Raw genomic sequence first — 22336 nt, 5'->3', positions numbered from 1 at the left:
CAAACAAGGGCCATCCAGCTTCCGTTGGATGGCCCTTAATCTAATAAATTTTAAACACCGCATCACTTGTGATACGGCGACCCGTATCACTCTCCCAGCAGCATCCAGACTCGACCGAATGGGAATCGAACCACAGTATGTCTGTTACTACGCCACCGGCCAACTTACCTTGACCCAGAACGGGCTGACGAAGACCCAGAGCGGCCACCCCATGAATATAACTATTTGGGCAAACCTACACCCAAGGCCCACGTGTAAGGTTCTCTGCTAAATCAAAAAATCAGCCACAGAAATCCAAGACAATTTCCGTGGCTGATTTTTTATGATTCTAATAACTGGATTGACGGACGCGGCCAACATTTTAATGCCGGCGTAACCGGTAGTCCTTCACGTTAGCAAATCGCTTAAGTTCAGCCAATTGCCCCGTTTCCGTCAGATGCCGGTCATATTCTTGGTCCAGGTCCGTGATAACCTCGTTCGTACCCGGCACAAAGTGAATCGTTTCGGTGCCCGCAGCCGTGGCCGTTTGGTAATACCACTCCTTGAACTTCAAGTAGCTCATGGTATCTTGTAAGTCCGTAATCTGCTGTTGAAGGTCCCGTTCGTGGTCCCGCAACAATTGATACCGTTGGTCGAGCGTGGTGTCTCCCTGCAACCGTAAGTCGATGAAGGTCGAAATGTCGGCCACCGAGACTCCCGCATTCTTCAAGCAGATGATTGTCCGCATCAGATGCAGATCATTATCGGTAAAGACGCGCCGACCAATCTCGTTGCGTTGCACAAAGGGCAGGAGCCCGGCCTTATCGTAATACCGAATCGTGTCGATGGTGACGCCTAATTTTTCGGCGACCTGGCCAATACTATAAGTCATTTTTTGCACATCCCTCCGCTATTTACCGCTTATTCTAGCACGCGCCTAATCGTCGGTCGACCGCGAAAGGGCTTCGCGACTCGTGATTTCACTAATTAGTCCCCGCAGATTAGCGAGCCCGCCATCGTAGGCAAAGTCCCCCAGTGGCAAATGGTGCGGCACGGTCGCCTGATTGGCCTGCGTGTAAATGACCTGCGCAATTTTGTGCGGGTCACCGGGCGCGTCGGTCACCGAACTCGGCACATCCGTAATGCCCGCGCTAAACGTCGCATAGTCTGCCAGCTGCGGGGCGACCTTTTGTGAAGACCGCCCGGCCCAATCCGTTCGGGCCCCACTGGGTTCCACGGTCATGACCTGAATGCCCAGATCAGCGACTTCCTGCCGTAGCGTATCACTATACCCCTCAACGGCATACTTGGTGGCACTGTAAAATCCCATTGTGGCCAGGGTCGTTAAAGCCAAGGCTGAGGACAGGTTAACGATAATTCCCGCCCGTTGCGCGCGCATGATTGGCAAAACGGCTTGGGTCACCGTAGCTAATCCGAAGACGTTCACGTCAAAGAGATGGCGCACCTGAGCCATCTCGCTCTCTTCAATGGTCGAAAAGTAGCCTAACCCGGCGTTATTTACCAAAACGTCAATTTTCCCGAAGCGTTGTTTAGCCTCTGCGACGGCCGCCGTCACCTGATCCGGTTGGGTCACATCCAGGGCCACCTTCGCAATTCGGTGCGCATCAAACGCGTCGAGGTAGGCTAAATCACTGAGCTGCCGGGCCGTCGCGACTAACTGGGTATCGGCCTGTTGCGCCACCACCGTTGCCAGCTCCTTGCCAAACCCACTCGAGGTTCCGGTAATCAACCATGTTTTAGTCATATTAGTGGCCTTCTTTCATCGTTTTTTTAGCAGCGACCACTAAACCATCCAACCATTTCTGATGACCGTTTAACATGGGATTAGGCGTCTGTTGGGCCAGTTCCGCAGCTGGTTGACCCACCTGTGACTCCTGGGTCAATAACCGGATCCGACCATCGCTTAACCGTTCCAGCAAGAAGGCATGGTACACGTCAAACTGCGTCGCCGCATCCCCATTCTGCCACCCATGCCAGGCTAACCGGGCAACTTGCCCATCGGTTGGGGCGACCAGTTCCATCACCTGCGCATCGATGGGGAAGCCAAAGGTGTCAAACCGAAAATGTTCCGCAAAGTGCAAATCGGAATTGGTAGCGTCATCCAACACAACATTCGTGGCGTTATCGTAGTAGGACGCCCACTTAGCCGTGTCCACTAAGTTAGCCCAGACTGCCTCGAGCGTGATACCCGTTGCAATAACTTCATTTGAGACAAAGTTATCCGTGTTTCCTGGTAAATAATCCGTTGACCAATTAATTGATTTCATGGTAAAACCTCCAATTTATTTAATGCTATCCGTTCGTTCAATCACTAATTTCCCGACCGTTTGATGCTGGGCCAACTGCTGATGTGCTTGCAGAATCGTGGCTGCGTTCAGCGGCCCCTGAATGGTCTGGGTTCGCGTTGACTTGAGCCGCCCATCGTCTAACCATCGTTGTAACTGCTCTAAGGCGACCCCCTGCTCTTGCAACTGATACGTCAGGGCGCTCTTGGTAAACATTAATTCCCAATCAAAGCTCTGGGACTTTGCCTGCAACTTTTGCACATCCACCGGCAAACTGGTGCGCGTCACGTTGACCAAGTGACCAAACGGCCGCACTAATGTGACGAGGTCGTCAAAATAACGTCCCGTATCAAATAAATTGACACTCGCATCAATGGTCAGCTTGGTGGCACGTACTTGGGGCACCAGGGGCTGATGGTAATCGAGCGGGATATCGACGCCATGCTGGCGGAGCCACTCAAAGTGCCGTGGACTGCTGGTGGCCAGCACCGTTACCCCGAGTTGATGCGCCAGTTGGGTAAGGATCGACCCCGCACCGCCAGCGCCGTTAATAATCAACAGGCTCAGCGGGTGATCAAGTGGTCGTTCCAACGACAGGCCCAGCTTATCTTGTAGAATTTCCGCAGCGGTCAGCCAGGTCAGGGGCATGGCCACGGCATCGGCAGCCGAAACGTTCTTCGGCGCCAACGCAACTAACCGTTCGTCGACCGCTTGTTGTTCGGCGTAAGCCCCGTCGCGTTGCGTCGACCCCGCGTAAAAGACTCGGTCACCCACCTTAAATCGTGATGCCTGGGGTCCCAACGCCGTAATCGTTCCGAGAGCGTCATATCCGAAGACGGGCGAATCGGTGGGGCCAATCCGCTCAACCCGTTTTAGGTCGATGGGATTCACCGCAATGGCCTGAATCGATACCAAAATATCGACTGGTCGTAAGACCGGTGTCGGCCGTTCCTGGTCGACAAATTGCCGTTGTGCATTTAAAACAACCGCCTGCATATTGCTCATCCCTTTCTTGAATAAAATCCATGGTATCTCCTGGAGTCGACTCCAGGACAACCCCTAAAGACGATTTATTTTTATTTCCGCTGGCACTGGTCAGCAATCAACCGTAAGTGATCAATCTGCGCTGCCTTCAAGACCAGCCGCAAAAGTCATGTCCCTAAAGGGTCTGGACCTACTTTCGCGCATCTGGTGATGTCGAAATCAACACCGGCCGAGTCGCTGACCAGGACGTCACGGTGACCGAAAAATACCAGGGCGACATTTATGATGGAAAAACATCGAATAACTATCAGCACCAAAAGGGAACGCCCGCATTGGACGTTCCCTCCGTATACTTGTTCAAGCTCGCAACAGCGTCAAACCGCATATGCACCCCGACCTACTTTAAATAGGCTATTAGATTCCCCAAAACGATTTGATACCCTGACGGCAACATATGAGCCCCGTCGAAGGTAAGCTCTGCCTTTAACATCCCCTGATTGTCCGTCAATCCTTGGTTCACATTAATTGGGTGAAACCCATATTTACGGGCGATTCTCGCTACGGTTTCGCTGGCTTTAACCATGGATTCATTGGTTCGTGTGTGAAACAGAGAATTATGTTCCCGTTCCGAATTGGTGAACTTGGCCGTTGTGTTCACGGGATAATAAGCCATCACATAGACCTCGCAATCAGGTAGCTTAGTCTGAATCTGGCGACAAAGTTCGTTATAATTGGCAATCATTTCATTTTCAGGAATGCCAAACCCGACATCGTTAGACCCGATGTTCATAAAGATTTTACTTGGATGCAAATCAAAAATTAAGGTGTCGATATGCGCTAACAAATCCGCGATTGTCGTTGCCCGAACACCCCGGTTATAGATATGCAAGGAAAGGTCCAATTTTTGCTCCGTCTGAAATTTTTCAATTGGGAAAATTTCCATTAGTGATGAGCCAATAAAATCAATCTGGTCTGGTAAAGCGGTTTGATTTTCCTCAGCGTATTTTGCACGTAGTTCATCTTGAAATGCAACGATATTAGGATTCATGTTAGTTAATTTTTGCGTTTGATCTGACATAAAATCATCTTCTTAGTTAGTTTTAGAAACAATTAGATACTCTAATCGTTTAGAATGGAATTGTCAAATGATTAGAGTATCTAATTATTAAAAAGGCTAACTTCCTGATATAATGAAGCACGAGGTGATTTAGATGACTCAACCAGAGAACACACAGATTAGCCACCTGATGCGACAAATTATGCGAAAGAAACAACAATTAATTCATCAACACTTAAAGCCATTCGGTGAAATCACTGCCCATCAAATCATGGCTTTAAGTTATATCAATCAACATCCTGGCGCAATTCAACAGGATTTAGTCACCCTGACCCAGCGCCGGGCCCCCACGGTTTCAGTCATGCTAAAAAGGTTTGAACGAGATAACCTAATTGTTCGTAAAATACCTTCCGATAACAACCGTAACAAGGAAATTACTTTGACGGAACATGGTCAAGAAATCGTCAGGTCGTTTCAGCAAGCGACCACCGCCACGGACGAATTAGCTATTGCCGATTTTACGCCAACCCAAACCGCCCAATTGATTGCTTTACTGACTCAGATGAACCAACATCTTGACGTGTAATTGTCACGGAAATATACCGATAAAAATAGGCCGTCGGGAACGACCATCAGCCAAACAAATACCCATTTACCTAAAGACAATCATCAAAAATATCTTTCCCAAAAGAGATATAAATAGACTACCAACCTCAGTAACAAGCGACCTAAGAGCATGAACGCCCCTAGTTCATGATTGCAAGGAGCAGTATAGCTGGGACAGCGTGCTTAGTAGACAAGCCCCTAAGCCGTATAGCGGCCAATCAACTCAAGTACCAACAACACAGCGGGAAAAAACCGGCGGAGTCCCTCAAAGGCCCCGCCGATTTTTGTTCACAAATATGATCAAATCAACAATCCCCCGAAAACCCGCTGAAAAAGCGAGTAAGACATAAATACATTAAGCAAAATCTATAATAAATAATACTAAAAACTAACGGGAAAACGGGTCAACTAGCCGCCATTCCCATCACACCAAGTACCTTATCACCCTGCAGTCCTCCCGTAATCCCGAATCACAGAACAAACGCCCCTTTCCACCCATGCAAAAAGGGCTGCTAAATCAAGCAGCCCTTTACATATCAACTTTCTTCAAAACCATATCACTTATGATATGGACTTCCTTAACACCCTACACAGCGGTTCCTAATTGTACGCAATTGATGCTAATCATACATTAGAAATAAACTACACTGCTGTTCTCCGCGGCATCCATCCTGATCAACTCAATAATAACATGCTACGAAACGTTTCACGTGAAACAGTTGTCACGGGAACGCAGCGACTTGTGGCCAACTAACGTCCCCTACCAGCAAATACCCATTTCATATAAAGACAATCATCAAAAACGGCTTTCCCAAAAGAGATACAAACAAACTACCAGCCTTAATAACAAGCGACCTAAGAATATGAACGCCCTTAGTTTATGATTGCAAGGAACAGCGTGCTTAGTAATCAAGTATAGTAACCAACCAAAATACAAATAACACAGCAAGAAATAAACTGACGGAGCCCCTCAAAAGCCCGCCAATTTTTGTTCACAAACATAATCAAATCAACAATACCCCGAAACCCGCTGAAAAATGAGTAAGACATAAATACATAAAGCAAACCCTATATAAATAATACTAAATACTAACGGAAAAACGGGTCAACTAGCCATCATTCCCATCACACCAAACACCCTGTCACCCTGCAATTCTCCCGCAATCTCGAAACACAGAATAACTGCCACTGTCCGTCCATGCAAAAAATAACGTTCTATAAAATAGTCTTTCTAAAGACTCGCTTAAACTAAATATCACTGATAAAATGAGTGTATACTTTCATAGAAATAAAAAAGGGGGAATAGCAATGGCTACTGTACGTATACCAGTAAAGCCCGATATTCTAAAATGGGTTAGTAATCAATCTGGCAATCTATTAACTGACGACTGGAAATCCAAGTTAGAGCAATGGACTAAACAAGAAAAACAGCCTACCGTTAATCAACTAAAACAGCTCAGTCAAAAAACTAAAATTCCCTTCGGATATTTCTTTCTACAGAACATTCCCAAAGAAGAAATCCCCCTTTTAAAGTTTCGAACTATAAATAATTATGAGATAGAGCACCCTAGTCGTGATTTAATAGATACTATAGTAGATATGGAAACAAAACAAGATTGGTTAAGTAATTATCGACAAAAACAAGGATTTCCTAAAAATAATTTCTATGCATTTTCTCGTCATATTAACAATATCTCTCAGCTGTCTGACCCCCAAAAGGCTCAAAACATTTTAGAGTGTCTAGATTTGTCGATTGGTTGGAATTTTAAAAAAGGCGTTACAAAACCATTTAAAAAACTACGCCAACATTTAAACAACGCAGGTATTACTGTCATGACGAATGGACAAGTAGGAAATAATACCAGACGACCACTGGATCAAAATGAATTCAGAGCTTTCGCACTTGCTGATGATTATGCGCCCCTCATTTTTATTAATTCAAATGATAGTTATCGTGCTATGTTATTTTCCTTAGTGCATGAACTCGTACATCTCTGGTTTGGCACATCTGAACTATTTAATGCTGATTTAAAATTAGAAAATAACTATATAAATTCCTTAACTGAACAAGACATCAATCAAATAAGTGAAGAAATTATATTCCCCAAGGAACTTTTTCTTCAATTATGGCGCCAAGAATTAACTGATGATGACGATCAATTACAGCAAGTATTAGACATTTCCAAAAAATTCGGTGCTAGTCCCCTATCTACAGGTATTCGCTCTTTACATTTAAACCTGATTCCACAAAAAGTTATCGGTCAACTTCAAGACTATCTTCAGAACGAATATGATCATAAAAAATTAGCTAATAAAGAATCCTCTGGGGCACCTAAATACTACGTGGTAAGAGCATCTAGAATTGATCATAACTTTGTAGAAGATGTTAATCGGAGTGCTAAATCCGGTCAAACAACCTATACTGAAGCTTTTGAATTGCTAAACGTCAAGAACAACAATAGTTTTAATAAACTTGTAAACGAAGTAAGGGGCGAAAAAAATGACTAGTAATAATGACAATAAAAATTTCATTATAGATAGTAATTCATTTATTGCCCCGTTTCGTAATTACTATCACATGGATAATTTCCCTGGCTACTGGAGTTGGTTACATGAACAACTTACATCTCCAAAAAAACAGCTATTGTTACCCAAGATTGTTTACGATGAGCTCGCATCTTCTCAAGACTCACTCGCAACATGGATTAAAAGGGATGCAGATCAATACATTTTTAAAGACTACCAAAATGAACCCAAAATGTGGCAACATTTTGGTGAAGTTATGACCTATATTCAAAACTGCGGATTTTATAAAGACGTTAGTATCGCTAATTGGAGTCAAACTGGTAAGGCAGATCCCCAGCTTATTGCGATTGCAATGACATACAACTGTGACATTGTGACATTAGAACAGTCTGCAGGTAATCTTTCTACAAGAAATCCGATGAAACATGAACCAAAAATTCCAGATGTTGCCACAGCATTGGGTGTTAGGTGCGTTGACTTAAATACAATTGAGCAGAAATTTAAACTGGTTATATAACAATTATTAGCAAACCAGACTAGCCTCTTCTAAGACCATAAGGGGGTTAGTCTGGTTTTTAATGACCGTTTCCAATGTTCCTGATACAAACCTCTGTAACAGCCAAGGCTACAATTACTCGAATCACCTTTAATAGCCACGAAATTCATGAAGCAAATCGTTAAGCTTACCGTTATCCCTGATAAACGTCAGTAAATACGTTTCATCAATCTCAAATTGTTCATGTGTCTTTCTAACAAGCGTAGCTATTCCTTGCGATGAGTCTTCGTGAGAAAATTGAAAGCTATGAATAATCCGATTTCTGCGATTTTTCAGACCATTAAACAAGTCAACGATGTCTTGATGGTTTTTTCTTACAAAGTTTTCTTTAGTCTTCCCAAAAATTGAACCAGCCTCTGACTCCATCAACGTCCACCAATTCTCTTCTGTATTAGCTTCATTAGACAAAAAATTTTCAATTAAGAACTGTACATTTGCATTAAAGACCACCAAAGCCGTCCCAATTAACATACGTAAACGTTCGTCTGGTAATGACTGTCTTGTTAAACTTGTGTCGTACATCACCACTACCTCCTAGTCGTTTTCCTCTGAAAGTCTTTGTTCATGCAACTTCTCTATTTCCGAAATTTTCGAGGAAATCCGTTTAATTCGTTTTTTAAAGCACATATATATTTCACTATCTTTGCATACAATCACATTATATTTAGTCAACACATTCATACCCATCAATAAAAAAATCGACACGCTATCAAGAACTCTGGCATCCGATAATCGCTCTCTAAAATCCGCTTCAAATTTTTCTTTTTCAAGTTGCTTAACATTATCTCTTAATGCCGTTGGACCTCCATGCACCTCAACAGAACACGCCCTGTACACCATATACAGTCTTTCTCCATTATCCAGAAGGTTACTCATATTCTGCATCGAAGGAAGTGAGTCCCTTTTATTTAATGTCGCAACTCTATCTTCAGAAATGCCAGTAAATAATTCGGTTTCTGAAATTGAAGAGAGCATACGTGCTTGAATGGGAGATTCATTTTCACTCTGTTTATAAATATCATCGTTTATTTTCTCTGTAAGTATTTTTTCAAAACGTAACCCATCTTTTAAGTATCGATCCAGGTTATCATCTAAGGGTGTGGGTGCGTGTAATATAAAATTCAACTTGGATAAAGTTTCAAATATAAGCCTGGATAATGTCTCCTGACCTGAAAAATTTTGACTACCAGCCGATCTTAATACTGATTTGGCCAACTTAACAATTCGGACAATCATACCCATTACAATTTTAGACTTAATGTCGTTAACCCATGCACCCTCAAAAAATAGCTGAATTACAAAAGTAATTTCCCGCAAAGTATCAAATGAAACCTTATTTAGTTCTTCAATACTCATACTGTCACTCACTGTAGCTGTGGGTACCAAGTCAAAGTCCTTCTCTACATTATCTCTTATGTTCACGTTAAAACGTTTAGGGAATTTCTCAAGCCGATACAGCCGCTCATTATCAATTTCTTTATTGCCATCTTTAAAGTCATAGCCCATGTGCCGATAGAACCCTAAGCCAGTAATTGAGGCCGGAATTTCAATCCGCTGAGCGCACTTAAAATCGACATCTGCTTCAAGCGTTTCAATAATCAAACGACCAATTCCCTGTCCTTGGTGGTCAGGAGACACAAAGATATCAAAGAGACTAAATTCGGTCTCACTTCCCCAGTAAGGGCCAATTGCGCCGGTACCAACAATCTGATTCTGATCACAAAAAACATAGAAGTGAGTTTGCTTAGATTTCTCAATAAAAAACTTGGCCGATAGGCGCTGAACGTCCTTTTCAATATACTCTCCTGAATAGTCTTTGCTGTTGGATTCGCGCAATGTTCGCGCCACAAGTAATGCCACAGCCTCGGCATCGCTAACTTCAAACCTTCTTGCTTGAATCGTCATAAACTTACCTCCATAATCCGCATCACTTATGATACGGACTTCCCTCATTAATCATAAACGCCCGGTATACCTGCTCCGTCAACACCAACCGCATTAACTGGTGGGGTAACGTGAACCGGCCGAAGGAAATCTGCGTGTTCGCACGCTTCAGGACTTCCGGCGCCAAGCCTAACGACCCGCCAATCACGAACGTCAGATCCGAGTGCCCGTAGGTGGTCAGGTCCTTAATCTCCTTAGCGAACTCCTCCGAGGAGCGTTCCTTTCCCAGAATGGCCAACGCAAAGACGTATTCGCGGTCCTTAATCTTCTCTAAGATCCGGTCGCCCTCCGCCTGCATCACTTGGCCCATCTGCGCCTGAGAGAGACTCTCCGGGGCCTTCTCATCCGGGACCTCCACAATCGAAAACTTACAGAAGCGTGAGAGCCGCTTAGCGTACTCCGCAATCCCCTGCTTAAAATACTTTTCCTTTAACTTACCCACGACCACAAACTTGATGTTCATAACGTCCTCCAATTTCAGTTATCCACAGGTGTATAACCCGTGCCTCGTCCAATTTTCGATTCTTTAGGATTGATTATACTCCGAACCCAGTACCCGCAGCAACTTCCCGTAAAAGCCGTTACCAACCGTTTTCTAGATACCCCCTAGGGTAGATTGAAAACACTAGCTATCCCGGTTTTCGCTCTGAATAAGTTATTCATTTTGCTGCCGATGTTTCACATGAAACATTTGCGCGCAGACGCTACCGCAGTCCTCACTTAATATACCTATCACGTTCCCGGACCCAACTCAGAATAATTCCCGCAAAAATGGGTGACCCACGGCTTCCCCACCGTCCGTCACCCATTTTAGTCTCTCTAAAAGTGGTAACTAAGCTTGCCCACTCACCACTTAGTCCCAGCTTACACCGCGCTTTCTTTAACCCTCACCGAATTTCATCCGTTCAACCACCTGGGTGCCGCAGCGGTATCGTCAACCCCACACCCACCAGTCTCTCTAACCGCTGGCCACTCTCACCACGACCAACCTCCACCTATCGTCCGACTTATTCACAAAGTTATCCACAAGTTGTTTTTCAAAAATGCCAGATATGGGGGGTCGTCAATTTCCCTCCCCCCACATTTATTTATTTTCTAATTGTCAATCCTTTTTGACTTATCCACAGTTATCCACAGAAACGTACGTTTGATTACACATGTTACAATCCTAATTTAACAACGTTCATCATCACTATTTTCACAAGCAGCTCTACTTATCCCCACGTTTTTAACCACCTTGTGGATAACTTTCTAACCGCTACCATTCCCCGTTTTCCACCATTTCCGATTTTCCCCGTTACTTTGTGAATCGACTTATCCACAAGTTATCCACAGGTTTTCGACAACTTTTTTTCGGTCTGAATTACCCTTAACCTCTCCCACATTTTCGTTCGGTTCGCCAACGGTCACTCGCTCTTGGATCGCTTACATTCATTCTAAATTTTCGGCTTTTTATCCCACACCAAAAAGGACCCCACGCTTCGTGAGGTCCTTCCTTTAGCTTAGTTAACTTTAGCTCTCTGAGTTCGCACTCGTCGAGGACGTACTCTTCAACTGTGAGGACGTTTCCGTCAGCTTCACGGTCGTGGTCTTCTTCTTACCGTTGTGGTAATAGGTCATCGAGACCGAATCGTTCAACTTGTACTTGTACAGTAAGTCCCGCAACGTGGACTGGTCACTGATCTGGTGGCCGCCCAGTTCGGTAATCACGTCGTACTTAGTCAAGCCCGCCTTCTTGGCCGGTGAGTCTGAGGTGGTACTCATGACCACGACGCCGGCATCGACACTAGACGGCAACTTCAGGATCGATTTTTGCTGGGACGACGAAACGTTGGCTAAGTCGACGTAGGTAATCCCTAACGCCGGCCGGACCACTTTGCCCTTCTTGACCAGCTGGTTGATGATGTTGACCACTTCCTTCGACGGAATGGCAAAGCCCATCCCCTCGACACTGGTCCCGGAGGTATCGCTGGCAATCTTCGAGGACGTAATCCCGATGACTTGCCCACCGACGTTGATCAACGCCCCACCGGAGTTCCCGGGGTTAATCGCGGCATCGGTCTGGATAACCGTGGCGTTCCCGGTCTGCGTACCGGCCGAATTAGTGGTTTCAATCGTCCGCTTCTTGGCGGAGATGATCCCTTCGGTCAGTGAGGTCGCGTACTGGCTACCCAATGGTGACCCGATGGCCAAGGCGGTCTCGCCGACCTTGATCTTATCGGAATCCCCAAACGACGCCACCGTCTTCAGTGACGAGCCATTGACCTTCAATACGGCTAAATCGGTCACGGAATCCTTCCCGACCAATTTGGCTTGGAGTTGTTTCCCACTACTGGTCACCACGCGCAGCGCCGACGATCCGGACACCACGTGGTTATTGGTCACGATGTAGGCGGTATTGCCACTCTTCTTGTAGACCACCCCGGACCCTTCGGAGGCTTCCTCTAGGGCGGACTTCGACGTCGATCCCGACGACGAGCTCTGGCCGAAGAGTTCCCCTAACGTATTGTCACTACTGTTTTGTTTTTGTAAATTGATGACGGACACCATGGCCCCTTTGACCTGGTTAAAGGCCTTAGTGGCTTGGCTATTGACGTTAAGCGTCACGTTCGACGTCTTGGTGTTGCCCGTCTTATTAGTCCCCGCGGGAACCGCCGTCGAGGTAACGCCGCTGTTATTGAGGTAGTTCATGCCCCCGTAAGCGACCCCACCACCTAAAAGCCCGGCGACTGCCGCCGTCACAGCCACCTTGGTCATGGTCACTTGACCACGCTTCCGGGGTTGTGGCGTTGGCTCCGGCGTTGATTGTTGATCATTAAATTGGTTTTGATTGTTATTGTTGTTATCAGCCATCGTCTGTGCGCGTCTGCGCTAACCCTCCTCATATTCTGAACCGACTCGTCACGGATCCCCTAATTGGACATTCCGGCGTGAGATTTTGGCTCACTGACCCCCAGGTAACGCTCCGTGGCTTACCTGGCCTCATCACCGGACACCCCTTTTTAAGTGGCTTTCCGTTTCGGGTCATCTAAAATTTTATACCCCTATTTTAGCGGGTGAGTGTGAATTTTTTGCGATGAAATTTCGTGGAAGTCCTTAAAGTTTTTAAATGGCTTCCAGCGGGGTGGCCTCTTCCGGATTGGTATCGATCAGCTTAAAGTCATTGCCGACACCGAAATCCTGATTTTCCATCATCGAGGCCACGGTCAGGTGACACAGCGACTTCATGTTGTTATGCAGGCTGCGGTGTCCCAGATAAATCTTCTTGGTGCGATTACCCAGCACGTCCATCAGCACGTCGGCCCCTTCTTCGTTAGACAAATGCCCCTTGTCGCCCAAAATGCGTTGCTTCAACGGCCACGAATAGTCACCCATTCGCAACATTTCGACGTCGTGGTTACACTCCAGCAGGTAGGCGTCGGCGTCCTTGATGACGCCCTCCACGTGTTCGGACACGTAACCGGTATCCGTCAAGATCACGAAGGTCTTCCCATGGTAGTGCAACGCGTAAAACTGGGGTTCGGCGGCGTCATGGGAGACCGAAAAACTCTCCACGTCGATGTCGCCGAAGGTCTGCACCGTATCCGGGGCAAATAGGTGCTTTTGCGCCAAATCGACCTTGCCGATCCGCGGCGTCATTGCGTCCCAGGTCCCCTGGTTGGCGTAGACGTTCAATTGTTCGTAGCGGCGGGCCAGAATCCCCACGGCCTTGCGGTGATCCGTATGTTCGTGGGTCACCAGTAACGCGTTGACGTCGGTCAAACTCCGGTCGATATTGCCCATCAGTTTTTCAATTTTCTTACCACTTAAACCTGCATCGATCAGCAGGCGTTCGTTGGGACTTTCCACATAACAGACATTGCCCGTGCTACCACTGGACAAAATGCTGATGCGTAAGTCGTCTACTTGTTGCGTACTCACTTTATCGAACCCTCTCTTGACCTAATACCGCTATAATACCGCATTCCGGGGCGCTTGTAACGCGTTTTACGCGCCCGCTACCGGCCGTTACCGTCACGAAGCTGCCCCAACCGGTCTTCCTTATGCCGAGTAACCGGCGATTCGCAAAATAATTCCCCCAAATTTTACCGGAATTTTTTAACGGTGACAAGGGAGACTCACGGTTAATCGCTAGTCGGCTAAACCGCCACGCCACACTAGTATTTTCTGCATCCAATTCGGTCAGCCCGCCCATCGCTAACCAACCAATTACGTATTAACGCCAAACATTCGTTGCATCATTTATTTATGAGAATTCCCGACAATGTTGTAGTTTCCTGCATCGTTAGCTGGAGGTTCAGTCAAAATGGGCTCAGGGGTGAAGTTTGTCTTAACCGGTGGGCTTTACCGGTTTAGACAAAGGCCGGTCTGGGAGACCTGGTTTACGGGCTTCCAGCCGTGCCCACCCCGTTCCAGCTCATTTTGGCTGAACCGGAAGCGACCAACTTTCTCCCAAATAAAAAAGCGACCATCCCTGGCCGCTTTTCCATCATATACTAACTACTGGTCGTAGTCCCACTGACCGTCTTCACGTTGCTATCCGAAGTCAGGATGGTCCCCGTAAAGGCGTTCACGTGTTTGAGCTGTAAGACCCCGGCGTTGTTCCCGCTGGTGGCCTTCACCGCAATGACCCAGGTTGGGATGTACACGCTGCTGTTCTTCAAAGTGAAGTAGCGCGTGTACGCCAACTTGGTCCACACGACCTTGGTATTATTTTGAATTTGGTTATATTGATAGAGCCCGATCAACGCCTTGCGTTCCGAAATCGTCTCGGTCTTTTCCCGCAACGTCGTGACGTCCGCCAGATAACCTTGCGTATAGCCGGTCACGGCCCCATCGTTGGTCAGACTAAACCGTAACTGGCCGAAGCGTGAGTAAATCTGCCCGTCAGCCACGCGCTGGGTGTAAACCACCGTGTTACGACTCGACAACTGGGCGTTGTACTGGTAGTCGGCCCCGTTTAAAATCAGGGCACTGTTACTGACCACGGTATCCATGACCTTATTGGGGTGCTGGGTATCCACGTTAGTGATCGGCGTCTTAAACGTCGAGGTGATCAGCCCGTCGGCGTAGCGCACGGTTTGGTCCGTGAGACTGGTCAGGCTGGCCTTGATCCGCGTCGCACTGTTGGTCGTGGAAATGTAGTACCCCTCGCTACTTTGCTTGGAGGGCGTTTTAAAGGTAATGTTGTCTGCTCGCATTTCCTTTACAATCGTGGTATCACTGTCGGCCGTGCGACTCGAAGCCGTATCCGTCTGACTGGTGGTATCGCGCTGAAAGGCCGCAAACAGGAAAATATCGATGGCGATAAAGGCGACTAAAAATAACCACTCGATGCGCCGAAAATCCATGCCGGACCGTCCCTCCTTGCCTGCCTATTTCAGCAGTTGTTTATAATTCTTCCAACTGCCGTTGTAGTAAACGTACCAGGTCGGCGTCAGGTCGACCACCTTGTCGGAAGACGACGAGGCGGCCCACTGGTAGCCCAACTGGATACTGCTAATCTTTTTCTTACTATACCCGGACGCACTCAGCTGGTCAATCACGGCCTGCGTTCCCGGTAACGTCACCGACCGCTTGTCGTTGGGCACTGGGACCTGCAGACTGTACAGCGAGAAGTTATACCGCCGTACGCCCTGCGAGAGCAGCTGAATCCGCGCCGCGCCGTAGTTACTTTGGTTAAAAATCGGGAACCCTTCAACGAAGCTGCGGTAGATCATGGTCCGATTCGACGCACTATACCCGTAGTAGCGCAGGTTTTCCATGGGAATCCCCACGGACTTGACGGCCTTGTAGCTGGTGGTCAACTGCTGGCTAAAGTTCAGCGAGGTTTGTAGCGCACTGTAATCTTCAAACAAAGCCATGCCCAGTTTGTTGTAAATCGTGAGTTGCCGCGACGTCCCATCGCTATAGATAGTGTTGTCCTTATTTTTCTTGGCCGTCACGTTGGTCGATTCCCCGTTGTTCAACAACCGCGTGGTGAAGTAGTCGGTCGACTGCTGGTTCACCAGGTAACTGTACGAGGGGACCGTGACCTGATTAGTGACGTAGGCCATCGCGGTGTTGTTTAACCACTGCATCTTCACGTTGATACGAAAGAGGTTTTCGGTCAGAATCTTGCGTAGATCTTTGACGTCGGGTTGACTCACCCGCACCCGGTAGACGGTCTGCTTGCGATCGTCGAGAAGGTACAGGTGATGATCGTTCGCCAACGGCACCACGATGCGTGAAAACTGTGTCGACGTGCGCGGTAATTTACTACCAAAGACCGTGTTAAAAGTCTTCACGTTGATCGGACTAGCGTACGACAGTAACAGGCTACTCTTCTGGTGGAGGTAACCCATATACTTGGCGTGCGTGACCCCACTGACCCGCGTTAAGCGGCCCAATTTCCATTTAGACAGGGCCTCGCGCAACTCGGTAGTCAAGTTGATTTTCCGGTTATTCAGGAGTTCCTGATTGCCGGACGCGTCGGTGGACACCACCTGGGTCGGCAGAAAGACGTCGCGTTGCGGCCGGGCGTTGATCTCGGTCGTCTGGGCGTTCGAACTGCGTTGCCGGTTATGTTCGTATTGCGCCGGGTTGGTCCAGATTAACGCCGAAAAGGTAATACTGACCGCTACCGCCACGGTAAGGCCTAACGGTAGTAGGATTTTAGTTATCTTCATCCCAGAGATCCTCCTCTTCGTACGGCTTGTATGGTAAGGAAATGTAGAACGTCGAGCCGCGACCTTCGCGACTATCGACCCAAATCCGGCCGCCTAACATTTGGACAACTTCCCGGGAAATAGCTAAGCCTAACCCCGTTCCGCCTTGGGCTCGCGAACGCGCCTTGTCGACCCGGTAGAACCGGTCGAAGATCCGCGAGATATCGGCCCGCGGAATCCCGAGACCTTGGTCAGACACGCTTAAAATCACGTTGTTGTGCGTCTCCAGGAGCCGGCAGGTAATCACCCCACCGTCCGGGGAATACTTGATGGCGTTGTTCATCAGGTTATCCAGCACTTGGGTGAACCGGTCGGTATCGATTTCGACCCACAAGTCGCGCTTGGTAAACTCACGTTTGATGGTGTAGGTCTTCTCCGGATGATCGTCTTGCTTGATGATCATGTCGAACCGGTCCAAGACATAGTTATAGAGTTCGTTTAAATTGACCATTTCCAGATCGAGCTTCTGTGTCCCGGAGTCCATCCGCGACAGCGTCAGCAGGTCGTTGATCATCCGAATCATCCGGTCGGTTTCTTCCTGGGTGACCTTCAAGAAATCAGGTGCCACCTTGGGATCCTTCCAGGCGCCTTCGGACAGCGCTTCGATGTACGACCGCACACTGGTCAGCGGTGTCCGCAGTTCATGCGACACGTTGGACACGAATTGTTTACGGTCTTGGTCGATCTTTTGTTGTTCGGTAACATCGTGGAGGACGCACACGATTCCGGAAATAAACCCGGATTCCCGTTGAATCAACGAGAAATAGGCTTGCAGAATCAAGTCGTGATCTTTGGTGGAAAAGTCCAGTACTAAATCATCGGGATCTTCCAAAAGTTCCCGTAAGGTGTAGTCCTGCCGAATCGCCAACAGGTCCAAGATGGACTTGCCGACCGCGTCATCGCTGTCGGTGTCCAAAAAGCTGCTAGCCGTTTCGTTGATAATCGTGACGTTCCCGCGCCGGTCGGTGGCAATGACCCCGTCGGTCATGTGGGCCATCACGGAGTCCAACCGCCGCCGTTCCGATTCCGTGGATTCTTGGGCTTCTTCGACCCGCACGGATAGGTTATTAACGGCGCTGGCCAGTTGACCCAGCTCATCGTTACCGTAGACGTGCACGTGGCCGGAGTAGTCCCCCCGGGCGATGCGCAACGTCTGCTTCTTCATTTCATCGATGGGCCGGGTAATTGCCCGGGAAATAATAATCGCCATGACCAGGCCTAAGATGATGGCCACGAACGTCGCCGATACGTAGATCAGCGTAATCTGGTTAATGTTTTGGTAGACGGAATCCAGACTAGCCCGCATGTAAATAACCCCGACCAAATCACTGTTATTGCCCTGGGTTCGAATGATCCGGGTAATCGTAGTGTAGTAACGGCTATTGTTCTGCGAGTTATAGGTCGTCCGGACCACGTCGCGGTTGTTATAAATCGAATTTTTGATGTCACTATCGGTGGTCTTCTGCCCGACAATCCCCTGGTTGTCCACCTCGTTAGTGCCCCGGATGGTCCCCTTATTGTCGATCACCCGAATCTGGGCGTTGTTGGTGTTGGTGATTTCGGACAACGTCGACCTGATCTGCTTATCCGACTTGGTGGTATTGGTCCCCGCCAACTCGTCGGACAGGCGATTCACGATGTAGGTCTGGACCACCTGCTGGGCCTTAAAGGTGTTCAGGTTTTGGTGCTCCAGTTGCCGCACGAAGACGGCCCCGACGATTTCCAACGTCAGTAACAGCAGTAACGCAAAGACTAACGCGATTTTAAAATGAATCGATTGAAAGAATCTAATTTTGCTATTCACGAAGTTACATGCTCCTCCGCCAAAGATTTAGCGTTGCCGCCAGCTTAAGCCTGATCGGAATCAGGGTTGCGCAGATAGTACCCCACTCCCCGGCGCGTCACCAACCAAGTGGGGTGCGAAGGACTGTCTTCAATTTTTTCACGGAGCCGCCGCACCGTCACGTCGACGGTCCGCACGTCACCAAAGTAGTCGTAGCCCCAAACGGTCTGGAGCAAATGTTCCCGGGTCATGACTTGGCCGATGTGTTGGGCCAGGTAGTGCAGGAGTTCGAACTCCCGGTGGGTCAATTCAATATTCGCGCCCCGCTTCGAGACGGAGTACGCTTCGGGGTGAATCGTTAAATCCCCGATTTCGATGTCTTGGTTTTCGGGTTCTTCGGGTTGGGCGTGCGCCGCAGTGTTTTGCCGCCGCAGGTTGGCCTTGACCCGAGCTACTAATTCGCGGTTCGAGAACGGCTTGGTAACGTAATCGTCGGCTCCTAATTCGAGGCCTAAGACCTTATCCAATTCGGAATCCTTGGCCGTGACCATGATGATTGGCATGTCGTGCTTCTTCCGGATCTCCCGGGCAACTTCTAGGCCGTCGACCTTGGGTAACATCAAATCCAGAATGACTAAGTCAGGTGTATTTTCTTCAACGTGTTGTAGGGCCGCTTCGCCGTCGTAGGCGACATCGACTTCGTAGCCTTCCTTTTCCAGGCTAAACTTCATGATATCTGAGATGGGCTTTTCGTCGTCGACTACTAGAATTTTTTTGGCCATAATTAAAAATTTCCTCCTTAAGGAAAAAAGACAAATCGATCCGATAATTGCAGGATTATCGGCAGGTCAACCACCGGATGTCAGAACACCATCGTCAGTGGGACCACTCCATTAAGTTGTTGCCAGTTACTCTCGTTTAAAGTCAAGGAATGTGGGGCCACCACCAGGATGACCCGCATGAATCTCAAGAGCGCCGTTCGTTCCGATAAATTTCCGGTTAACGATATGATTCGGGCGCTACTTGAATTATAACACATCCGGCAGCTGGTTTCAGGGCTGCTCCATCACGGCTTTAAGCTGTCCTTAATTTAAAATTTCCCAGGAAATACCCCGGGGACGTCGTTCACGATATTATTATTAGTGTTATTTACACGATAAATAAACTATTTTTACTACAATTAATTAACAATTAATCAAGCGACGTTCATTCGTCAAATTCATTTTCCTAAGCTCAAAGTTCGCTGGTAAACGGCCTTACCAGTAAAAATAGCACCCAATCACTCAGTAATTTCCCCGAGTCCATCACCCCATAATTTAAAAAAATTCAAATTTAGGCCAAATTTTTTGACAAAAGGGATTGCGTCCCCTTAGCTGACATGCTATGATAGTTCTCGTCGAAAAGATATGGGCAGTTAGCTCAGCTGGCAGAGCAACGGACTCTTAATCCGTGGGTCCAGGGTTCGATCCCCTGACTGCCCATCATATCTTTACCATTAATCAGCTCGTACGAAGAATTGACTTCGTGCCTGCTGATTTTTTTATGGTCGCAGGTCGGTAATCGGTTGTATAAAAATCAACTTTTTTCAAAAAAAGCTTGCATCACCCCCGGCAGACATGATATGATTATTTTCGTTGAAAAGATATGGGCAGTTAGCTCAGCTGGCAGAGCAACGGACTCTTAATCCGTGGGTCCAGGGTTCGATCCCCTGACTGCCCATCATATCGAAAACCGCTATCAGCAATGATGGCGGTTTTTTTGTGTCTCGAGTATTTATCCACTTTTGTCATACTTATTCACCTTCTACGCCGGTCCCCGTCAACCGGTGTTTTTTTGCTAACCGGTCATAAAAAGGCGGCGCCGACTCACTGGTCGTCACCGCCTTGCCCACACTTAATCTAACACTCTATTTCCAGTAAGCGTACTTGTATTGCGCGTCGCTCATCATGGTGTACTTCAACCCACCGACCTGCTTGGAAACCAGGTGAGCCTTCGCCTGTTGATACAGGGGAACTAAGCCCGCTTGCTGGGTCACGTAGGTGTCAGCTTCCTTCATTAAATCCCACCGTTGCTGCGTAGTGTACTTCGCCGTGTTGTCGATTTCACTCATTAAATTGGTGAAGTGCGCGTTATTCCACTTGGTGAAGTTCACGGAACTGGTCCCATCGGCCATCTGTAAGAAGTCCGCGGGGTCCCGCCAATCGGTCGTCCAACCGTCTAAGTCGATATCGTAATTGCCTTGCGAACCCTTGTTGATTTGTTGGGCCAACGGTAACGCCTTAATCGTAATGGTCAACCCCGGCATGTACTTTTGCGCCTGTTGCTGCAGGTACTGGGCGACGTGTTGTTGTTCGTCCGTGTCGGCCGTCAATAGTTCCAGACTGGCCTTCTTGATGCCCAATTCCTTTTTAGCTTGGTTCCACAGAGCCGTGGCCTTTTTAGGGTTATAGCTCACCTGATTGCCGACTTCCTTGGCGAAATCTTCGCCGGTCTTGGGATCGTTACCGTCACCGGTCGGAATCAGACTCTTCGCGGCCTGCGAGCCGTCCTGTAAGACATTTTTAGTGACCTGAGTCCGGTTCACGATATCGGAGAAGGCTTGCCGTACCTTGGTGTTGTGCGTGACGGTCCGTTTGTCGTTAAATTCCAGGAACCGCATCGAACTGTTCAACGTCGTGGTCATTTCGGGATTCTTGGCGTTTTGCTTGATGTACTGACCGGTCAAGAAGGTTTCTTGCACCTTGCCGGACTTGAATAGGTTGACCGCCGTGCCGGCATCCTTGACCACCTGCACGCTGACCTTTGGGATCTTAACGTTCTTAGCGTTCCAGTAGTGGTCGTTCTTCACGTAGGTCCAGCTATCACTGTTGCCGCTCCAACCGACCAACTTGTAGGCCCCTTCGGACATGGTCTTAGCCGCCGAGGTGCCGTAGTGACTGCCGTATTTTTTAAAGAGATCCGTCTTCATCGGGTATTCGGCCGTGGCCAGAATATCCGGCAACCAAGGTTGCGGCTTGGATAAGGTCAACTGTAACGTGTTTACATTCAATGCCTTAACGCCCAATTGGCTCGGGTCTTTTTTCCCGCTTTGCACGGCGGCGTAATTCTTCAAATATTTCAACTTGTTGGCGACCTGCGACTTGGACTTAGGATTGACCTGCCAATCAAACGAGGTCACGAAGTCTTGGGCGGTCACGGGATCACCGTTTTGCCACTTAGCGTTCTTTTTAATCTTAAAGGTGTAGACGGTCCCGTTTTGCGTGGGTTTGACCACCTTTTCGGCAACGCCAGCGACCACCTTGCCGTTCTTGTCCAACGTGTACAGGCCCTCCTCGGTCTGTGAAATCAGACTGGAACTGTTCACGTCCCCGGAAATCGCCGGGTCCGCCGTAGCGGGATTCCCCACCAGCGTGACGCCCAACGTAGCATCTTTACTCTTACTCTGGGCTTGCGTGCTCCCACAACCCGCCAGGCCAACAACGGCCAATAACCCTAAGCTTAACCCTAATCCCATCACTTGTTTTTTCATATTTATCGCTCCTCAATCGCAAAAAAGCACCCGTCCTCGCTGACCCGTTTCGGTCAACAAGGGCGAATGCGTCGCGGTACCACCTTGTTTTTTCACTCAATGCACTCCTCAAAAGTGCGCGTGGGGTAACGACCACGGTTCGGTCACGGCTACTGATCATTCACCATGACGATGTCGGGATGCGCTTCGCGGGGGTTCGCGGGTTCGGCTGTCAGCTCTCCGAACTTGCTGGGCGGCTCCGCCCCGTTACTCTTCTCGACTTAATCTTTACTTTTAATTTATATATAAGGTATCACCATTCATTTTAGCTGTCAAACGTTTTATAAACATTCATTTTACTGCATATTTTATGAATATTC

17 protein-coding genes, 2 tRNA genes and 2 pseudogenes are annotated in these 22336 nt (G+C 48.0%); 5 read left to right on the top strand and 16 right to left on the bottom strand.

What is annotated here, in order from left to right; all coding sequences use genetic code 11:
• Positions 1 to 361 precede the first annotated feature (361 nt).
• The 5 genes from FD25_RS02910 to FD25_RS02890 all read right to left on the bottom strand — a co-directional run bounded on the left by FD25_RS02910 (position 362) and on the right by FD25_RS02890 (position 4347).
• Positions 362 to 871 (bottom strand): MerR family transcriptional regulator, encoded by a 510-nt coding sequence (locus tag FD25_RS02910; protein ID WP_057801119.1) that lies wholly within the window; start codon positions 869 to 871, stop codon positions 362 to 364.
• A gap of 45 nt (positions 872 to 916) precedes the next feature.
• Positions 917 to 1744: an SDR family NAD(P)-dependent oxidoreductase gene (locus FD25_RS02905; RefSeq protein ID WP_057801117.1), complete on the bottom strand. Its 828-nt coding sequence runs from the start codon at positions 1742 to 1744 to the stop codon at positions 917 to 919.
• 1 nt (position 1745) lies between these two features.
• Positions 1746 to 2267 (bottom strand): SRPBCC family protein, encoded by a 522-nt coding sequence (locus FD25_RS02900; protein WP_057801115.1) that lies wholly within the window; start codon positions 2265 to 2267, stop codon positions 1746 to 1748.
• A gap of 15 nt (positions 2268 to 2282) precedes the next feature.
• Positions 2283 to 3281, bottom strand: a complete 999-nt coding sequence (locus tag FD25_RS02895; protein ID WP_057801113.1) for a zinc-binding dehydrogenase — start codon at positions 3279 to 3281, stop codon at positions 2283 to 2285.
• 385 nt (positions 3282 to 3666) lie between these two features.
• Positions 3667 to 4347, bottom strand: coding sequence for a GDSL-type esterase/lipase family protein (locus tag FD25_RS02890; RefSeq protein ID WP_057801111.1), 681 nt, complete (start codon positions 4345 to 4347; stop codon positions 3667 to 3669).
• Positions 4348 to 4480: 133 nt separating this feature from the next.
• On the opposite strand from FD25_RS02890, the gene FD25_RS02885 reads away from it, so the two are divergent.
• From FD25_RS02885 to FD25_RS02875, 3 genes are all read left to right on the top strand, one after another.
• Positions 4481 to 4912, top strand: coding sequence for a MarR family winged helix-turn-helix transcriptional regulator (locus FD25_RS02885; RefSeq protein ID WP_057801109.1), 432 nt, complete (start codon positions 4481 to 4483; stop codon positions 4910 to 4912).
• 1328 nt (positions 4913 to 6240) lie between these two features.
• Positions 6241 to 7440, top strand: coding sequence for an ImmA/IrrE family metallo-endopeptidase (locus FD25_RS02880; RefSeq protein WP_057801107.1), 1200 nt, complete (start codon positions 6241 to 6243; stop codon positions 7438 to 7440).
• On the top strand, positions 7433 to 7975 hold the full coding sequence (locus FD25_RS02875; protein WP_057801102.1) for a DUF4411 family protein: 543 nt from the start codon (positions 7433 to 7435) through the stop codon (positions 7973 to 7975). The genes FD25_RS02880 and FD25_RS02875 overlap by 8 nt, the downstream gene beginning before the upstream one ends.
• Before the next feature lie 129 nt (positions 7976 to 8104).
• Here FD25_RS02875 and FD25_RS02870 read toward each other — a convergent pair whose 3' ends face one another.
• From FD25_RS02870 to yycF, 10 genes and pseudogenes are all read right to left on the bottom strand, one after another.
• Positions 8105 to 8536: a hypothetical protein gene (locus FD25_RS02870; protein ID WP_057801100.1), complete on the bottom strand. Its 432-nt coding sequence runs from the start codon at positions 8534 to 8536 to the stop codon at positions 8105 to 8107.
• A gap of 12 nt (positions 8537 to 8548) precedes the next feature.
• Positions 8549 to 9250, bottom strand: a pseudogene (locus FD25_RS14285) (DUF5677 domain-containing protein); the annotation flags it as partial.
• Between the two features lie 198 nt (positions 9251 to 9448).
• Positions 9449 to 9919 (bottom strand): annotated as a pseudogene (locus tag FD25_RS14280) (GNAT family N-acetyltransferase); the annotation flags it as partial.
• Positions 9920 to 9941: 22 nt separating this feature from the next.
• The gene (gene rlmH / locus FD25_RS02860) at positions 9942 to 10421 is read right to left on the bottom strand and encodes a 23S rRNA (pseudouridine(1915)-N(3))-methyltransferase RlmH (RefSeq protein ID WP_057801097.1); all 480 of its coding nucleotides are present in this window, start codon (positions 10419 to 10421) and stop codon (positions 9942 to 9944) included.
• Positions 10422 to 11470: 1049 nt separating this feature from the next.
• Positions 11471 to 12811, bottom strand: coding sequence for a S1C family serine protease (locus FD25_RS02855; protein WP_083484060.1), 1341 nt, complete (start codon positions 12809 to 12811; stop codon positions 11471 to 11473).
• Between the two features lie 252 nt (positions 12812 to 13063).
• Positions 13064 to 13879, bottom strand: a complete 816-nt coding sequence (locus FD25_RS02850; RefSeq protein ID WP_057801095.1) for an MBL fold metallo-hydrolase — start codon at positions 13877 to 13879, stop codon at positions 13064 to 13066.
• A 575-nt stretch (positions 13880 to 14454) separates the two neighbouring features.
• A complete protein-coding gene (locus tag FD25_RS02845; protein ID WP_057801093.1) occupies positions 14455 to 15309 on the bottom strand; it encodes a two-component system regulatory protein YycI in 855 nt (284 codons plus the stop codon).
• A gap of 24 nt (positions 15310 to 15333) precedes the next feature.
• Positions 15334 to 16626, bottom strand: a complete 1293-nt coding sequence (locus FD25_RS02840; RefSeq protein ID WP_057801091.1) for a YycH family regulatory protein — start codon at positions 16624 to 16626, stop codon at positions 15334 to 15336.
• Complete coding sequence (gene walK, locus FD25_RS02835; protein ID WP_057801089.1) at positions 16613 to 18469, bottom strand: cell wall metabolism sensor histidine kinase WalK; 1857 nt, start codon at positions 18467 to 18469, stop codon at positions 16613 to 16615. The genes FD25_RS02840 and walK overlap by 14 nt, the downstream gene beginning before the upstream one ends.
• A 44-nt stretch (positions 18470 to 18513) precedes the next feature.
• Positions 18514 to 19230 carry a response regulator YycF gene (gene yycF, locus FD25_RS02830; RefSeq protein WP_057732917.1) on the bottom strand — a complete coding sequence of 239 codons (717 nt, stop codon included), beginning with the start codon at positions 19228 to 19230 and terminating at the stop codon, positions 18514 to 18516.
• 626 nt (positions 19231 to 19856) lie between these two features.
• Here yycF and FD25_RS02825 point away from each other — a divergent pair.
• Together FD25_RS02825 and FD25_RS02820 are read left to right on the top strand one after the other, a co-directional pair.
• Positions 19857 to 19929: transfer RNA gene (locus FD25_RS02825), tRNA-Lys, on the top strand.
• A 165-nt stretch (positions 19930 to 20094) separates the two neighbouring features.
• Positions 20095 to 20167, top strand: a tRNA-Lys gene (locus tag FD25_RS02820).
• A 187-nt stretch (positions 20168 to 20354) separates the two neighbouring features.
• On the opposite strand, the gene FD25_RS02815 is transcribed toward FD25_RS02820, so the two are convergent.
• Positions 20355 to 21977: a peptide ABC transporter substrate-binding protein gene (locus FD25_RS02815; protein ID WP_057801087.1), complete on the bottom strand. Its 1623-nt coding sequence runs from the start codon at positions 21975 to 21977 to the stop codon at positions 20355 to 20357.
• Between the last annotated feature and the right edge of the window lie 359 nt (positions 21978 to 22336).

It is taken from the genome of Levilactobacillus acidifarinae DSM 19394 = JCM 15949, from assembly GCF_001434835.1.
Lineage (GTDB): Bacteria > Bacillota > Bacilli > Lactobacillales > Lactobacillaceae > Levilactobacillus > Levilactobacillus acidifarinae.
This window is presented reverse-complemented; position numbering and strand designations above follow the sequence as displayed.

Coding starts and splice junctions, on each gene's coding strand:
- FD25_RS02910 (WP_057801119.1), bottom strand. CDS start 871: ATGACTTATAGTATTGGCCAGGTCGCCGAAAAATTAGGCGTCACCATC.
- FD25_RS02905 (WP_057801117.1), bottom strand. CDS start 1,744: ATGACTAAAACATGGTTGATTACCGGAACCTCGAGTGGGTTTGGCAAG.
- FD25_RS02900 (WP_057801115.1), bottom strand. CDS start 2,267: ATGAAATCAATTAATTGGTCAACGGATTATTTACCAGGAAACACGGAT.
- FD25_RS02895 (WP_057801113.1), bottom strand. CDS start 3,281: ATGCAGGCGGTTGTTTTAAATGCACAACGGCAATTTGTCGACCAGGAA.
- FD25_RS02890 (WP_057801111.1), bottom strand. CDS start 4,347: ATGTCAGATCAAACGCAAAAATTAACTAACATGAATCCTAATATCGTT.
- FD25_RS02885 (WP_057801109.1), top strand. CDS start 4,481: ATGACTCAACCAGAGAACACACAGATTAGCCACCTGATGCGACAAATT.
- FD25_RS02880 (WP_057801107.1), top strand. CDS start 6,241: ATGGCTACTGTACGTATACCAGTAAAGCCCGATATTCTAAAATGGGTT.
- FD25_RS02875 (WP_057801102.1), top strand. CDS start 7,433: ATGACTAGTAATAATGACAATAAAAATTTCATTATAGATAGTAATTCA.
- FD25_RS02870 (WP_057801100.1), bottom strand. CDS start 8,536: ATGTACGACACAAGTTTAACAAGACAGTCATTACCAGACGAACGTTTA.
- rlmH (WP_057801097.1), bottom strand. CDS start 10,421: ATGAACATCAAGTTTGTGGTCGTGGGTAAGTTAAAGGAAAAGTATTTT.
- FD25_RS02855 (WP_083484060.1), bottom strand. CDS start 12,811: ATGGCTGATAACAACAATAACAATCAAAACCAATTTAATGATCAACAA.
- FD25_RS02845 (WP_057801093.1), bottom strand. CDS start 15,309: ATGGATTTTCGGCGCATCGAGTGGTTATTTTTAGTCGCCTTTATCGCC.
- FD25_RS02840 (WP_057801091.1), bottom strand. CDS start 16,626: ATGAAGATAACTAAAATCCTACTACCGTTAGGCCTTACCGTGGCGGTA.
- yycF (WP_057732917.1), bottom strand. CDS start 19,230: ATGGCCAAAAAAATTCTAGTAGTCGACGACGAAAAGCCCATCTCAGAT.
- FD25_RS02815 (WP_057801087.1), bottom strand. CDS start 21,977: ATGAAAAAACAAGTGATGGGATTAGGGTTAAGCTTAGGGTTATTGGCC.